This is a genomic window from Bacillus sp. LR--39, assembly GCF_053613335.1.
Genome location: NZ_JBSIOT010000002.1, coordinates 808902 through 823784, shown reverse-complemented (window position 1 = coordinate 823784; position 14883 = coordinate 808902). Strand labels below are relative to the sequence as shown.

Here is a 14883-nt window from a genome sequence, read left to right as displayed (position 1 = left end):
AACCCTTTTCTTCTTTCATCTTAAAAGATTTTCAGGATGACTTCAATAGCAAATATGGAATTTTTTTAAATTTTTCGGCTTCCGCATGTTCCATGGCGCGGGCGGGAAACTTAAACCCGGAGGTGAAGGGAATGGTGCGAGGGAGAAAAGATCCGTCTTCTGCCGCAGTGAGCGCGGCCAGCATGAAAGGAAATGCGGGACCGAAGCAAAAATACGGCGGCGGCAAACGGACGAGCCAAAATCAGCAATATAAAAAAGAAAACATGGAATAACATGCTGCGGCTGCTTTTTGGAGCAGCCGTTATTTTTTGAAGATCCCTTTCAGCACAAATGCCGCGTTTGCCGGGCGCTCGGCAATTCTTCTCATCAGGTACCCGTACCAATCGGTTCCGTACGGGACATACACCCTCATCCTGTATCCTTCTTCGGCAAGCTCCTTCTGGCGCTCCGTTCTGATGCCGTACAGCATTTGGAATTCAAACTGCTCTCGGGGAATCTGATGCTCGCTGATGAGTGTTTTCGTATAAGAAATGATGTCATCATCATGTGTCGCCACCGCCGTTTCATGGCCGCTCAAAAGCTGCAGCTTAATCAGCTGCTGAAAATGAAGATCGGTTGCTTTTTTATCAGGGAATGCAACGGCCGCCGATTCTTTATAAGCGCCTTTTACAAGCCTGAGCCGCGGCTTGTATGGCATCAGACCGCTGATGTCTTCAGCTGCCCGGTACAAATAAGCCTGAATGACGGTGCCGAGCATCGGAAAATCCGGCTTGCACCGCTTATACAGCTCAAGCGTACGGCCGCATCTTGAATAGTCCTCCATATCAATCGTTACAGGCACGCCGCGTTCTTTTGCCTCCGTCAATATGTCTCTGACATGCTGTTCCGCGAGTTTCTCGGAAATATCCAGACCGATGGATGTTAATTTCAGAGACAGCTCACAATCCAGTTGATTCTCGGCAATCGCCCTGATTGCTTTTTTACATTCTACCGCCGTCCTTTTCGCATCCTTCTCTGAACCCGCATATTCACCTAGATAATCAATCGAAGCCGACAGCCCTTTTTGGTTCAGCCGCTTTACCGTTTTCACAGCTTCCGCGAGTGTTTCCCCTGCAACGAACCTTCCCGCGCCGAAGCGGATTCCGTAAGCCTGGGCGAATTTTGTAAGCATTTTATTTTTCGACAAAAATAAACATATGTTCCGCAGCAAAGATGAACTCCCTCCTTTTTCTTTTATTCGTGTATGAATTTCCGGTCGCAGAGAAAGCTAAAAAGAACAGAATTGAAGGAGGCGTTTATATGAACAACCAAGAGCAGCACGGAAACTTGCCGCCTGCCGTCATCTCAACGAAAGACCATTTGTATCTTGAGGACATGCTGAACTGGAATCTGCTTGCCATGAAAAAAGCGCATTTTATGGCGGAACACTGCCAGAATCAGACGTTAAAACAAGAGCTTGATCAAATCGGCCGGATGCATCAGAAACATTATCAGCACATATTGGGCCGCTTGAACCCCGATCAAGGCGGACAGACAACAACAGGCTATATGCAATAGGAGGACAATACATGGAACAGCAAAATCAAAAAATCACGAATCCGCAGACGCCCGTGCCCAATACGGCGCAAATGAATGACAGAGACTTGGTGAATGAGCTGCTGACGACGGAAAAATACATCACGGCTTCATATTGCACAGCCCTGCACGAGTTCAGCCACGAGTCTCTTTATCAAGATATTCAGGCGATTTTCGATGAGTCACAAAAAGCGCAAAGAAGATTATACGATGTGATGTTTCAAAATGGCTGGTATTCCATTGAAGCAGCCGATACCCAAAAGCTTCAGCAATCGTATCAGAAGTTCCAGCAGACTATTCAGCAGCAGTCTCCCTACCAGCAATAAAACGAATAAGGATTTGATGTTTTCGACAAGCATCAATCCTTTTTTTATTTTTGCACAAAAAGATTGACTTATCATTAATCCTTATTTATATTTAACTAATGTTAATTATTTTCTCAAGGAACAAGATGAGGAGGAGTTATGAAAAACGCGGATCAATATGTGTCTGACATCCAGAAATCTCTTCAGACGCTGCTGCAAAACATACAGCCTGAAATGGTGGAAAGCATGGCAAAACACGAGGTGACGCCTGCCCAATTATTTGTTTTAGCCAGCCTGAAAAAATACGGGAGCTGCAAAGTTTCCGAAATTGCGGAACGCATGGAGGTAAAACCGAGCGCAGTGACGCTGATGGCCGACCGCCTCGAACAAAAAGGACTTATCGTCCGCAAACATAACCAGCAGGACAGACGCGTCATCGACATCAGCCTCACCAAAAAAGGCGAAACAAAATTCGAAGAAGTTGTGGAAGGACGGAAAGCGATACTGGCGCGAAACCTGTCCGTTCTGACTGACGATGAACTGATTCAGTCCGTGAACATCATCCGCAAAGTAGCTGAAGCAGCCGAGAAATACGCGGCTGATCAAAAAGAAAACGAATAGAAAAGAGGAGCTGCCGAAACATGAGCATTGAAAAGAAAGATCCAAAACGCACATTATTAATAACCGGCTTAATCATCGCCATGTTTTTCTCAGCCCTTGACGGCACCATCGTAGGAACGGCGATTCCTAAAATCGTGGGTGACCTCGGGGGATTAAGCATGATGACGTGGCTGACCACAGCATATCTTTTAACTTCGACGACGATCGTTCCGATTGCGGGGAAACTTGCAGATTTATTGGGGCGCCGCGTCGTCTATGTATCAGGTTTATTGATTTTTATGGGAGCTTCCGCACTGTGCGGAATGGCCAGCAACATGACGGAACTGATTATTTTCCGCGGACTTCAGGGAATCGGCGGCGGTGTCATGATGCCGATGGCTATGATCGTCATCGGGGATTTGTTCACAGGGAAACAGCGTGCCAAGTTCCAAGGGCTTTTCGGGGCGATTTACGGGCTTGCTTCCGTGATCGGCCCGCAAATCGGGGGATGGATTGTTGACTCATTAAATTGGAAATGGGTTTTCTATATCAACCTGCCTGTCGGAATTTTAGCCGTCATCTTTATCGCAAGAGGACTTCAAGGCAGAAAACAGACCGGGCCGATTAACTTTGACATCGCCGGCATTTTCACAATGATCGTCGGAATCGTCAGCCTCCTCCTCGCGCTCAGCTTCGGAGGAAAGGATTACGCATGGGGCTCTTGGCAGATTCTCGGTCTCTTTGCGCTTGCACTTGCCGGGATTGTCGGATTCATTTTCGCTGAAATCAAAGCAAAAGAACCGATTCTGCCGATGTACCTGTTTAAAAACAGAACGTTTACCGTACTGAATCTGATCGGCTTTTTCATGAGTATCGGCATGTTCGGCGCCGTCACGTTTGTTCCTTTCTTTATGCAGGGAATTATCGGAGTCAGCGCCACCGCGTCCGGCACGATTATGACGCCGATGATGGTATCTATGATTATCACAAGTATTATCGGAGGCCAGCTGGTTTATAAGATCGGTATTAAACCGCAAATCATGATCGGCATGCTGATCATGGCCGTCGGCTTCTTCTTATTAACGACTTTGCAGCTGGATACAAGCAAGCTCGCGGCTACATGCTATATGGCCGTGATCGGTCTGGGAATGGGGCTCGTCATGCCGCTTCTCACACTCGCTCTGCAAGAAACGTTTTCAAAAGAAGAGCTGGGTGTTGTGACCTCTTCAAGCCAATTTTTCCGGATGATCGGGGGAACGTTCGGCATTACGGTGCTCGGCGCTGTCATGAATGCCAGATCAGGAAGCCTTTTAACCGACAGACTGGTGCCTTACTTAGACTCACTGCCGAAACAGGCAAGTGCCTTTGCCGCCCAGTTTAAAGGTATGATTGACAAGAATCCTGAAGGGCTGCTTCAATCCTTGTTCAGCCAGGAATCGATTAAGCAGATTCCGGCCGCATTTTCTTCCCATATCGTGCCGGTTTTGAAAACGTCACTGATGGATTCGCTTCACAGCGTGTTTTTCACAGGCCTGGCCTTTATCGCTGCCGGATTGATCCTCACGCTGTTTGTTAAATCAATTAAACTGACAAACAAAAAGACAGGCAAACAAGAAGAAAAGGCGAAAGCCGTTTAACAAAGAAAAATCCCGCGGATGCCGCGGGATTTTTTTATATCATCTGGGCCTCCCCGTTTCCGAATGACCAGTCTTCCGCCGCATTGCCTGAGAGGACGATAAACACATCTTCTTTTCTGACGCCCAGCTTTTCGTGCAGCCGGTCAGCCAAATGCTGATAGAATGCTTGTTTCTGATGAGTTGTTCTGGAGTTTTTCAAAGTAAAGCGGATAAACATCAGTTCATCGCTCCGCTCGACTTGAAGATATGACGGATCATAGAAAAACTCCCCTTTTTCGTGCTGATGCACCACTTGAAAATAGTCATCATGCGGAACATCAATCATCTCCGTCATGGCGGTGTGAATAACGGTGCTCATTTTTTTGAGCCAAAGTCCGCTTTTTCCTTTCTGTAAATGGATCTGTACAAACGGCATCATTTCTCTCTCCTTTCGTCACATCGTCTGGCCGCAATCGGCTGTTATGATTTGTCCCGTCAGTGATTCCTGCTCCAGCACAGAGCAAATCAGTTCTCCGATATCTTCCGGAGCGGCGATCCGTTCCAGCGGAAGGCTTCCGGCAAGCCGGTACATCGTCTCTTCCCGCCCCGTCCACCATCTTGTTGCAACGGCTCCGGGCGCGACACAGCATACACGGATGTCCGGCGCCAGCGCATGGGCCAATGATTTTGTCAGGCCATGCACCGCCGCTTTGGAAACGGCATACGGAAGGGAAGAACCCGCTCCCGTCAGACCGGCGATGCTCCCGACATTCACAATAGCACCTGACTTTTGCTTTTTCATATGAGGCGCTGCCGCTCTGGCGCAATGAAACATCCCGTTTACATTGACAGCAAATAATTCATCCCATATTTCTTTCGTTGCAGATTCCAAATCATGAAGCGGGATATGTCTGGTAATGCTCGCATTATTTACGAGTAAATCGAGGCTTCCGAATCGGCTGGCCGCTTCGTTCACCATGTCTCTCGCCTGTTTGTCTATAGAAACGTCCGCTTGAATGGTCATCGCGTGTCCGCCTGCTTTTATTATGAATTCCGCCGTTTGTTCCGCTTCCGTTTTTGAATGTGAATAGTTAATGACGACTGCCGCTCCCCGTTTTGCTAAGGCAAGGCACGCCGCTCTTCCGATTCCTGTACCGCCGCCTGTGACCAGTGCCGTTTTATGTTGTAAATTCATGGCTTCTTCTCCTTTTACGTTCGATGTTCATCAGCTGATATGTTTATTGTAATGGAGATCTGCATTTTCGTATAATGATTGTTAAAGATGTTTTATATCACAAAAAATGATAGCAAAGAGGGAGAGATGACAATGGAAAGCGGAGATTTGCGGATTTTTCAGATGGTGGCCCGTGAAGGTTCCATTACAAAGGCGGCTGCGCGTCTCGGCTATGTGCAGTCAAACGTGACGGCCAGAATCCGCCAGCTGGAAGAAGATTTGAAAACCGAGCTGTTTTTCCGCCATAACCGCGGGATGACGCTGTCTTCAAGCGGCACAGTGCTCCTCCATTATGCGGATCAGGTCGTCGGTCTGATAGAAGAAGCCAAAATGGCGCTCGCTTCAACAGACAAGCCGAGCGGACCGCTCATGATCGGCTCCACCCAGACAACAGCCGCCGTCAGGCTGCCGAAACTTTTAGCCTCTTATTATGAGCGGTATCCTGATGTGGAGCTGTCCCTTACGACAGGGCATACACAATATGTAACTGATAAAGTTCTTCGCTATGAATTGGACGGCGCATTTATCGGCTGTCACTTTCATCATCCGGATTTGCACTCCATCCCGGCCTTTGAAGAAGAAGCCGTTGTCGTGACTCCCGCTGCCGTCACCGCTATAGAAGAAGCGGTAAAAAAGCCGCTTCTTGTGTACAGTACGGGATGCACGTATCGTGACACATTAGAGCGGTGGCTTCATTCCATTGGAACGGCGCATCCGGCCATTATGGAATTCGGCACCCTTGAAGCGATTATCGGGGGAGTGACGGCGGGGCTCGGCATTACGCTGCTCCCGCGAAGCGTAATTACGCAGCACGCCGCACTGGGTGCTGTTCGGTTATGGACCATTCCCGAATCTTTCAGCCTGATGAAAACAGAATTCGTCACGCGGAAGGATTCATATATGAGCAGTGCATTACAGGCCTTTATTAATTCCTTTTCAGCAAAAAAAGCTTCCGGCACCTCTCTTTGATGCCGGAAGCTTTTTATTGTTTTTTTCTGTGAGCTTCATTGAGCTGTTTAATGTGCTGTATCGCATCGCAACTTTGATGCCCTCTTTGGTGCCCGGACAGGATTCGTTCCAATGTTTTACGCTCAGTAAATATCTAATTATGATCGAAAAGAACAATTGAAAAAATTCACGAGATCCGTATAGCAAAACGGATAATAGTAGGCTTTTAAAACCAACTAAAAAACATTAATTTTTAACAGCGTGTCAAAGGAAGCCGGCATTGCAAAAAGCAACGTTGTATAACACCAAGGGCTTCCGTTCGAAAACTTTAAAATTAAGAAAACAACAATCGCAAGTACCCATCCCGCAACAAGTGAAACGGGAAATGGGGGAAAAAATTCAAAAAAGTAATGATGAAACCCTTTAATAAACTTTAAACATTTCATAGTTATCTTTATAGTACGACATAATAAAGTCACGAAAATTTCTTACCGAAGAAGACAACAGCTTATGTCTCATCCAAGATAAGCCGACTGGATATGAAGCAGAGTGATCAGTCACTTTTATAAAATTCAGCCCCAATGTTCTGCAAACTGAAATGGGAAGCAACGCCACACCTTGATCCAGCTTTAAAATCTCGACCAGTAAATGAGAATCTGCCTCAAACGCAATATTCGGGGTGAAACCGGCTTTCCCACAAAGCGAGGCTGTAAAACCGCTATACTCTTCATTATTAGCAAGGGTAATAAATGGTTCATTGGCGACAAGGCGTAAAGAAATTTCTGTTTTACCCGTAAATCGGTGGTTTGAGGGCAAAGCCAGAACAATATCTTCATTTACCAGCACACAACTCTCTATCTCTTCATCCTGAATCGGATGACCTGTTATTCCTAAATCAATGTCCCCTTTTTTTAAACTTGTTATGATCTCGCTTTTAACTCCGATTGCTTGGAGAATTTTTGATTGAGGGGAGCGGTTGATATATTCACTCATCAGTCCTGCAAGGAATCTTGGATTGGAAATAGATATTCTTATCTTGTCAGAAATTTGATGTTCCTCCAATTGAATTTCTGTTTGGGCATTTTCAATCTCAGTAAAAATCCTGTTTACATGTTTTAAAAGAATTTTCCCTGCTGAACTCAGCTTAATATTTCTGCCTTTTCTCTCAAACAAGGTTGTTCCCAGTTCATTCTCAAGTCTTTTTATAGTGAGACTTAAAGAAGGCTGGGCAATCTTTAATTGTTCTGCCGCTTTAGAAATATGTTCAGTATAGGCAACTGTCTGAAAGTATTTTAGCTGCAGCAATTCCATCTGTCTGCACCCCCTCATTTATTTCAATAAATATATATATACCTTATTATGTATTGGATTAAATGTAAATGCGAATGTAAGATAATAGCATAGTTAAATTAAAAAACATAAAAAAGAAAAAGAAAGGGGTCTCATACTATGAAAATTGATGTGAATAACATTGTGAAAAATTTAAACACACCTTTAACATCACCTGCTTACCCCGTGCCAACCTATAAATTTGTTAACCGGGAATACCTTAATATTATTTACCGAACGGATGAAAAAGCTTTACGTGCGGCAGTGCCAGAACCTCTTGAAATTACTGAACCTTTAGTGAAATTCGAAGTGATGTGGATGCCCGATGTTTCCGGACTTGGCGCCTATACAGAGGCTGGACAAGTCATCCCTGTCAGCTTTAATGGTGAAGAAGGAGATTATGTACATTCTATGTATGTTGACAATTTCCCGGCTATTGCAAGCGGACGGGAACTTACTGCATATCCAAAGAAATTGGGTGCCCCTAAGCTGTATATAGACTCTGATACTCTTGTCGGCACATTGGATTATGGCAGTCTTCGTGTGGCAACTGCGACTATGGGATATAAACATTTCGAAATGGACAAGGAAAAAGCGAAAAGGGAAATTTGCCGACCTAATTTTATGGTTAAGATTGCTACTGATTACAATGGTGATTTAAGGGTTTGTGATTTGGTGCGAACGCAAATAACGAATATAGAAGTTAAAGGTGCCTGGACTGGACCGGCGCGGCTTCAATTATTTGAACATGCTCTGGCACCTCTTGCAGATTTGCCTGTATTAGAAGTCGTTTCAGCATCTCATATCCTTACAGATTTAACCTTAAATGCAGCACAGCCGGTTTATAACTACTTAGAGGAAAAATAAGGAGACGTTTACAATGAGAATTGCAGTTTTAGGAGCAGGTTCTTTAGGAACCATAGTTGGAGCATATCTGTCTGCTGGCGGAATGGATGTCGAATTGATTGATTCGTACAAAGAACATGTAGATACTCTAAATCAAATAGGTGCTAAAGTAGTTGGTACAACGGAATTTCAAGCAAAAGTGAAAGCCATTACCCCTGAAGACAAGTCAGGCAAGTATGATTTAATATTACTTCTGACGAAACAATTATATAATGACTCCATTCTTAAAGAGTTGCTGCCTTTTTTAAAGGATGACAGTGTAGTATGTTCCTTGCAAAACGGTATACCTGAACAGAAAGTTGCTTCGATCGTTGGTGATGAACGTGTTATTGCAGGTTCTGTTGAATTTGGTGCTACGTTTATTGAGCCGGGCGTATCCAGACTTACAACTGAGTATACTCAATTTAAAGAGTACGCTTTTCAAATTGGAGAATTACATGGTGAAACAACAGAAAGAATCCTGCGTATTAAATCGGTTTTAGACCTTATCGGCGGAACACATATTTCCGATAATTTAGTTGGAACGAAGTGGTCAAAATTACTTATCAATAATGCATTCAGTGGTTTATCGGCAGCATTAAACGGAGAATACGGAGACATTCTTGACCATGAAATCGGCATTGTTAGCGCAGTCCATATCGCAGATGAGACGATTAAGGTTGGACACGCCAATGGTGTCAAATTTGCGAAAATGGGCGGCCTTGATTTAGAATCTTTGGAATTAAGAAGTGAAAATGATATTCCTGAACGTATCCAAACATTTAGGTCAGCCATGGAACCATCTAGGCTGCTAAGAGCAAGTATGCTCCAGGATCTTGAGAAAAAACGCAAAACTGAAATTGATTATATTAATGGAGTTATTCCCAAAATGGCAGAAGGTACTGGCATTTCAACACCTTTTCATGATTTGGTTGTGGCACAAGTCAAATGTGCCGAGGAATCTCAAACAGTGCCCAATTTTGATACAAATATAAAAGCATTTGAAGAGTTATTACGTAGCCGAAAGGAAATGTGATATATAGGAAAGAGAGAAAGGGATTGCTGCGGCGGTCCTTTTTTCTTGGTTCAGCAAGCGGAAGAAATATACGTAAACAAACGGGTGCATTAGTTACATTAAAGTTCTTCGCCTATGAATTGAACGAAGCCTTTATTGATTCCTTTTCAGCAAAAAAAAAGCTTCCGGCACCTCTCTTTGATGCCGAAAGCTTTTTTATTGTTTTTTTCTGTGTGCTTCATTGAGCTGTTTAATATGCTGTATCGCAGCTTTGATGCCCTCTTTGGCGTCCGGGTAGGATTGATTCCAATGTTTGACGAGCGGAGGCATGCTTTTTGCGATATGTGTATACAAAATCCACTGCCTGACTTCTTCCTTTACATCCGGGTTTGTTTCGCCAAGCAATAGTTCCGTGTATTTCTCAAGCAGGCCGTCCAGCTGCTGCTGCAGTTTCTCTTCCATACCGTTCCCTTCCCTTTTTCATGATTATGACAATCGGGCGGTGAGGGCCGCTTCCTGCACGATACATCTGCCGCGTCCGTGCGGAATGCAAAGCGGTGTGCCGAACAGCGGGTCTTGCGTTACCTGGCAGTTCATCGCAAAGACCTGCTGTACAAGCTCGCAAGTGATAACTTCTTCGGGACGGCCCTCTGCGTAAATCTGTTTATCCTTAATGGCGACCAGATAATGGGCATAACGGCATGCCAGATTGAGGTCGTGCAGCACCATGACGATTGTGCGTTTTTCTTTTTCATTTAATTCAAACAGCAAATCAAGAATTTCAATTTGATGCGTCATGTCGAGATAGGTTGTCGGCTCGTCAAGCAGAATGATATCCGTATCCTGAGCGAGTGTCATCGCAATCCATGCGCGCTGGCGCTGTCCGCCTGACAAGGAATCCACCGGACGGTCGGCCATTTCCTCAAGCTTCGTCGCTTTAAGCGCTTTTGCCACTGCGTCTTCGTCCTCTTTGGACCATTGCTTCAGCCAGCTTTGATAAGGGTATCTTCCCTGCTTCACAAGCTGATGCACCGTCAGGCCTTCGGGAGCTGACGGACTCTGCGGCAAAATAGCGAGCTCTCTTGCCACTTCCTTCGTCGGAAGCTTAGCGATGGCTTTTCCTTCTAAAAGCACAGAACCGCCCCTCGGTTTCATCAGCCGGGCCAATGAACGTAAAAGCGTCGATTTTCCGCAGCCGTTGCTTCCGATCAATACAGTGATTTCGCCTTTTGGAATCGCGACATCCAATTCGTCAATGATAACAGTCTCTCCGTACCCTAAGCTCAGCGTCTCTGTAGAAATTGCACTCATACCGCTAACCGCTCCTTTTTTGAGTTTCCCAACACTATGTATATAAACAAATTGCCTAAACATTCAACGTGAGATCATGATTATATTGTAACAGAAATTAATGACTCTGAATATCATTATCAATTAGTTTTGGGCAAAAAAGCAGCGGACGGCGGTTATTTTTTTATTTCCGTCATTTCTCCATCATTCTTTTTCAGTTTCAGATAAAAATGGTCATAGCGGCTGTCCAAATTAAAAGCCGAGAGCACCTGCCGGACGATCTCGCTTTCCTGCATCCGGCTGTTTACGGCAAGTTCTCCGAGGATCATCTTCATTTCATCAAGCGCTTCCTCGCCCTCTCTGTGAACCCCTGAGAGCTTGTCCCGGATGTCCGCCTTTTCATGACCGCCTTTTCTCTCATACAAACCTTCATAGCGGTTATGCTCCCCGGCTCCGTAGTTAACGCGAAGGGAAAAGCTGCTGTAAGGAACCGGCTTCGCGGATGACACGGGTGTGCTGTCTTGTTCCGCTTCCCGTTTTTCTTCATTCAATCGGCAGCCGGCAATCAGCATCAGCATAAGACATAAAACGCCCGCCGTCCTGAACCATTTCATGCGATTCACTCCCATTCCATTCCGATCGTTTTTAGGTATTTCCAAGGGAGGCGGCTGTCATTCATTAAACAAAAAAGAACCGGAGCGGTAACACTCCGGCCGGTTCATCTCCAGATTATCATTCAGTCAGCTCTAAAAATTCCTGCACATCCTGTACGGCAAGGCGGACCGCGTCTTCCCAAAACGACCGTTCCGTCAGATCCGCGCCAAGGTGCTTCATCGCCAAATCCTCAACAGTCATCGAAGCCGTGTCACACAAAAGCGCGATATATTTTTCTTCAAAATCCGCTTTTTCCCGAAGAGCTCTTGCATATATTCCAAGCGAAAATAAATAACCAAACGTATACGGAAAGTTGTAAAACGGCACTCCCGTAATATGAAAATGCAGTTTTGACGCCCAGAAATGAGGGTGGTATTCCCCTAATGAATCGCAAAACGCTTCTTTCTGCGCCGCTTCCATCAGTTCATTCAGTTTCTCAGCCGGAACGACGCCCTGCTTCCGCTCTTCATAAAAACGCGTTTCAAATAAAAATCTCGCATGAATATTCATAAACATGGCTACGCTTCTTTGAATTTTATCTTCAAGCAAGAACAGCTTTTCATCCTTTGTCGCCGCTTGTTTCAAAGCGGCGTCGGCGACGATCATTTCCGCAAAGGTCGAGGCTGTTTCAGCGACATTCATAGCATAGGCTCTGTTCAGCTGCCGCACTTGAAGCATGGCCTCCTGATGGAACGCGTGACCGAGCTCATGCGCCAGCGTCGATACATTCGAAGCGCTTCCGGAAAACGTCATGAAAATCCGGGATTCTCCGCTGTCGGGAAAACTGGTGCAGAAACCGCCGACCCGTTTACCGCTGCGGTCTTCCGCTTCTATCCACCGATCACGGAACGCTTTTTCCGTAAATGCGGACAGCTTTTTGCCAAACGTCGAAAATTGGCTGACGATCAGATTGGCCGCTTCATCAAATGTGTATTCTTTCGGAGCCTCGCCGATCGGCGCGCCCACATCATACCAGTTCAGCCGCTCAAGCCCTAAAAGAGATGCCTTTCGATTCAGGTATTCGGCAAAAGGCTTTTTATGATCGGTAATGACCTGCCACATGACATCCAGCGTTTCTTTTTTCATCCGATTGATCGCAAGCGGCTCTTCCAAAGCGCTTTTCCAGCCCCGCGCTTTATAGATTTCCGTGCGGAAGCCGGCCAGATGGTTCAGCGTGCTGCCGAAAAGCTCCTCTTCTCCTTTCCACGCTTCATTAAGCTCTTTGAACACTTGATGTCTGATGCGGCGATCCGGGTGCGCCATCATATTTTCCGCTTGGCCGACCGACAGCTCTTTATCCTCAAATGGAATCTTCATTCTGCCGACAGCCGCATTATACAGATCGCCCCATGCGTGATAGCCGTCAACGGCCAGGCCTTCAATCAGCCTTTCTTCTGAAGCGCTGAGCTTCTCTTTGACCCGGTCTCTTCTTTCATTTAAAACATATGTGAGATCCTGAAGTTCCGGTTTTTGCAGCAGCTCCTCCCAGACCCGCTCGTCAATCCGGGCAAGTGTATCGTCAAGGGTGACCAGAGCGGATTTAAAATCACTGCTCAGCTGATTGATCCGCGCCCTCCATTCATTCGCTTTCTGATCATGAGTGTTCTGAGCCTGAAGACAGCCGACGAACGCTCCCGCCTGCCTGATCATGATCGCTGACCGTTCAAACCTATCAATCAGATTGATCAGCTCCCGGCTTTCATCCGCATGCGTCGGAACTGTAAACGCTTCAGCCGCATGTTGAAAAGCGCTTAGATGCTTTTTGAGCTCTTGTATGTATTGCTGAAACTCTTCCGACCGGCTCCCGCCCTCAAAAATGGAGTTTAAATCCCATGTTTCCTTCAATCCCTCTAATGCCATCTTTTCTTTACCCCTTTCTATCCGAAGCTGACTCCATTATAAAACAATTCTGACATATTTCCGAACGATTTCTCCTTCTTTCCGCGAGATGATATACACTATGAGATAAGAACAAACGGGGAGGATTATAAGATGAACAGAAAAATTGCCATTGTAACCGGCGCGACGAGCGGATTCGGGCTGCTGACAGCGCTGAAGCTCGTCCGGTCTTATCACGTCATCGCAACAGCCAGACAGCCGGAGAAAGCTGAAATACTGAAAGAGGCCGCCGCTCAAGCGGGTGCATCCGAACATATTACGGTCGTTTCTTTAGATGTGACAAATGAGCAGTCGGTGTCTGACTTCGGGAACACCATCAGCGGTTTCGGACCGATTGACCTGCTCGTCAATAACGCTGGCACTGCGTACGGGGGGTTTATTGAAGATGTGCTGATGAAACATTACAGACAGCAGTATGAAACGAATGTATTCGGCCTGATTCACGTCACAAAAACCGTGCTGCCTTATATGCGAAAACATGGCGGGGCAAAAATCTTCAATATCAGCAGTATCAGCGGACTGACCGGTTTCCCGGCTCTATCTCCGTATGTCTCTTCCAAATTCGCGGTTGAAGGTTTTACAGAGAGCCTGCGCCTCGAACTGCTGCCTTTAGGAATTGATGCCGCTTTAATAGAACCGGGCTCCTATAAAACGTCTATATGGGAAACGTCTCTCTCCAATCATCTTACGGCACCCGGCAAAGATTCGCCCTATTACCGCTATTATCAGCAAATCGAAGCTTACTTCAAAGCCAACGCATCCAAAAGCGGCGATCCTGATGACGTAACGGAGCTGATTTATCAATTGGCACAAAGGAAACGGCTGAAGAAACTGCGGTATCCGATCGGCAGGGGCGTTAAGCTGACATTGGCTTTCCGCTCACTCTTTCCGTGGTCCGCCTGGGAATCGATTATAAAGAAAAAGCTGTTCACTTGAACCTAAATTATAATTATTATAATTTAGTATTGATTTTTATTTGATATGTGGTATAATTAAATTAACAGATCACAGGGAGGACGATGAATATGAATACACAAAACGCGAAAAATACTGAAACTCTTGTTGAGAAATCAATGAACACACAATTATCAAACTGGTTTATCCTTTACTCTAAACTGCACCGCTTTCATTGGTATGTAAAAGGCCCTCACTTCTTTACGCTTCATGAAAAATTTGAAGAACTGTATAACGAAGCGGCGGAAACGGCGGATGCCATCGCAGAGCGACTTCTGGCCATCGGCGGACAGCCTGCGGCGACTTTACACACTTACCTTGAACAAGCTTCCATTACGGATGAAGGCCAGGAAAAAACGGCTTCTGAAATGGTGGAATCACTGGTTCAAGACTATAAACAAATCAGCCGCGAATCAAAATTTGTCATCGGCATCGCCGAGGAACAAAATGACCCGTCAACTGCCGACCTGTTTGTCGGATTAGTTGAAGAAGCGGACAAGCACGTGTGGATGCTGTCAGCCTACTTGGGAGAATGACGAAAAAAGCTGAACCTCAGTTGAAGGTTCAGCTTTTTTTATG

18 protein-coding genes and 1 pseudogene are annotated in these 14883 nt (G+C 45.8%); 11 read left to right on the top strand and 8 right to left on the bottom strand.

What is annotated here, in order from left to right; all coding sequences use genetic code 11:
- Positions 1 to 131 precede the first annotated feature (131 nt).
- Complete coding sequence (locus ACWHAR_RS13910; RefSeq protein WP_074534247.1) at positions 132 to 272, top strand: YuzL family protein; 141 nt, start codon at positions 132 to 134, stop codon at positions 270 to 272.
- Positions 273 to 301: 29 nt separating this feature from the next.
- Here the strand turns inward: ACWHAR_RS13910 and ACWHAR_RS13905 are convergent, their stop codons facing one another.
- The gene (locus ACWHAR_RS13905) at positions 302 to 1210 is read right to left on the bottom strand and encodes a proline dehydrogenase family protein (RefSeq protein WP_007613615.1); all 909 of its coding nucleotides are present in this window, start codon (positions 1208 to 1210) and stop codon (positions 302 to 304) included.
- Between the two features lie 89 nt (positions 1211 to 1299).
- Between ACWHAR_RS13905 and ACWHAR_RS13900 the strand changes: the two genes are divergently transcribed.
- The 4 genes from ACWHAR_RS13900 (at position 1300) to ACWHAR_RS13885 (ending at position 4117) form a co-directional block, all read left to right on the top strand.
- Positions 1300 to 1557 carry a hypothetical protein gene (locus tag ACWHAR_RS13900; protein ID WP_015418171.1) on the top strand — a complete coding sequence of 86 codons (258 nt, stop codon included), beginning with the start codon at positions 1300 to 1302 and terminating at the stop codon, positions 1555 to 1557.
- Between the two features lie 11 nt (positions 1558 to 1568).
- Positions 1569 to 1901 (top strand): spore coat protein, encoded by a 333-nt coding sequence (locus tag ACWHAR_RS13895; protein WP_007613617.1) that lies wholly within the window; start codon positions 1569 to 1571, stop codon positions 1899 to 1901.
- A 138-nt stretch (positions 1902 to 2039) separates the two neighbouring features.
- On the top strand, positions 2040 to 2501 hold the full coding sequence (locus ACWHAR_RS13890; RefSeq protein ID WP_032876626.1) for a MarR family winged helix-turn-helix transcriptional regulator: 462 nt from the start codon (positions 2040 to 2042) through the stop codon (positions 2499 to 2501).
- Between the two features lie 20 nt (positions 2502 to 2521).
- A complete protein-coding gene (locus tag ACWHAR_RS13885; protein WP_007410079.1) occupies positions 2522 to 4117 on the top strand; it encodes an MDR family MFS transporter in 1596 nt (531 codons plus the stop codon).
- Positions 4118 to 4151: 34 nt separating this feature from the next.
- Here ACWHAR_RS13885 and ACWHAR_RS13880 read toward each other — a convergent pair whose 3' ends face one another.
- Both ACWHAR_RS13880 and ACWHAR_RS13875 read right to left on the bottom strand, forming a co-directional pair.
- Positions 4152 to 4532 (bottom strand): tautomerase family protein, encoded by a 381-nt coding sequence (locus ACWHAR_RS13880; RefSeq protein ID WP_031378375.1) that lies wholly within the window; start codon positions 4530 to 4532, stop codon positions 4152 to 4154.
- A gap of 18 nt (positions 4533 to 4550) precedes the next feature.
- The gene (locus ACWHAR_RS13875) at positions 4551 to 5291 is read right to left on the bottom strand and encodes an SDR family NAD(P)-dependent oxidoreductase (RefSeq protein ID WP_032876624.1); all 741 of its coding nucleotides are present in this window, start codon (positions 5289 to 5291) and stop codon (positions 4551 to 4553) included.
- Positions 5292 to 5423: 132 nt separating this feature from the next.
- Here ACWHAR_RS13875 and ACWHAR_RS13870 point away from each other — a divergent pair, with 132 nt between their 5' ends.
- Both ACWHAR_RS13870 and ACWHAR_RS13865 read left to right on the top strand, forming a co-directional pair.
- Complete coding sequence (locus ACWHAR_RS13870) at positions 5424 to 6299, top strand: LysR family transcriptional regulator (RefSeq protein WP_032876621.1); 876 nt, start codon at positions 5424 to 5426, stop codon at positions 6297 to 6299.
- A gap of 259 nt (positions 6300 to 6558) precedes the next feature.
- Positions 6559 to 6705, top strand: coding sequence for a hypothetical protein (locus ACWHAR_RS13865; RefSeq protein WP_221930794.1), 147 nt, complete (start codon positions 6559 to 6561; stop codon positions 6703 to 6705).
- Here ACWHAR_RS13865 and ACWHAR_RS13860 read toward each other — a convergent pair.
- A complete protein-coding gene (locus ACWHAR_RS13860) occupies positions 6702 to 7589 on the bottom strand; it encodes a LysR family transcriptional regulator (RefSeq protein WP_032876618.1) in 888 nt (295 codons plus the stop codon). The genes ACWHAR_RS13865 and ACWHAR_RS13860 overlap by 4 nt on opposite strands.
- A gap of 138 nt (positions 7590 to 7727) precedes the next feature.
- Between ACWHAR_RS13860 and ACWHAR_RS13855 the strand changes: the two genes are divergently transcribed.
- Positions 7728 to 8474 carry an acetoacetate decarboxylase gene (locus tag ACWHAR_RS13855; protein WP_007613633.1) on the top strand — a complete coding sequence of 249 codons (747 nt, stop codon included), beginning with the start codon at positions 7728 to 7730 and terminating at the stop codon, positions 8472 to 8474.
- A gap of 13 nt (positions 8475 to 8487) precedes the next feature.
- On the top strand, positions 8488 to 9528 hold the full coding sequence (locus ACWHAR_RS13850; protein WP_032876614.1) for a ketopantoate reductase family protein: 1041 nt from the start codon (positions 8488 to 8490) through the stop codon (positions 9526 to 9528).
- Positions 9529 to 9723: 195 nt separating this feature from the next.
- On the opposite strand, the pseudogene ACWHAR_RS13845 reads toward ACWHAR_RS13850, so the two are convergent.
- The 4 genes and pseudogenes from ACWHAR_RS13845 to ACWHAR_RS13830 all read right to left on the bottom strand — a co-directional run bounded on the left by ACWHAR_RS13845 (position 9724) and on the right by ACWHAR_RS13830 (position 13311).
- Positions 9724 to 9991 (bottom strand): annotated as a pseudogene (locus ACWHAR_RS13845) (YusU family protein).
- A 2-nt stretch (positions 9992 to 9993) separates the two neighbouring features.
- On the bottom strand, positions 9994 to 10818 hold the full coding sequence (locus ACWHAR_RS13840) for an ABC transporter ATP-binding protein (protein ID WP_012118397.1): 825 nt from the start codon (positions 10816 to 10818) through the stop codon (positions 9994 to 9996).
- Positions 10819 to 10973: 155 nt separating this feature from the next.
- Positions 10974 to 11411, bottom strand: coding sequence for a YusW family protein (locus ACWHAR_RS13835; protein ID WP_032876609.1), 438 nt, complete (start codon positions 11409 to 11411; stop codon positions 10974 to 10976).
- Positions 11412 to 11529: 118 nt separating this feature from the next.
- Positions 11530 to 13311, bottom strand: coding sequence for a M3 family oligoendopeptidase (locus ACWHAR_RS13830; protein WP_032876606.1), 1782 nt, complete (start codon positions 13309 to 13311; stop codon positions 11530 to 11532).
- 132 nt (positions 13312 to 13443) lie between these two features.
- On the opposite strand from ACWHAR_RS13830, the gene ACWHAR_RS13825 reads away from it, so the two are divergent.
- Both ACWHAR_RS13825 and ACWHAR_RS13820 read left to right on the top strand, forming a co-directional pair.
- Entirely contained in the window at positions 13444 to 14286 is an 843-nt protein-coding gene (locus tag ACWHAR_RS13825) for an oxidoreductase (RefSeq protein WP_032876604.1), read from the top strand.
- An 89-nt stretch (positions 14287 to 14375) separates the two neighbouring features.
- Entirely contained in the window at positions 14376 to 14840 is a 465-nt protein-coding gene (locus ACWHAR_RS13820) for a Dps family protein (protein WP_032876601.1), read from the top strand.
- Positions 14841 to 14883 lie beyond the last annotated feature (43 nt).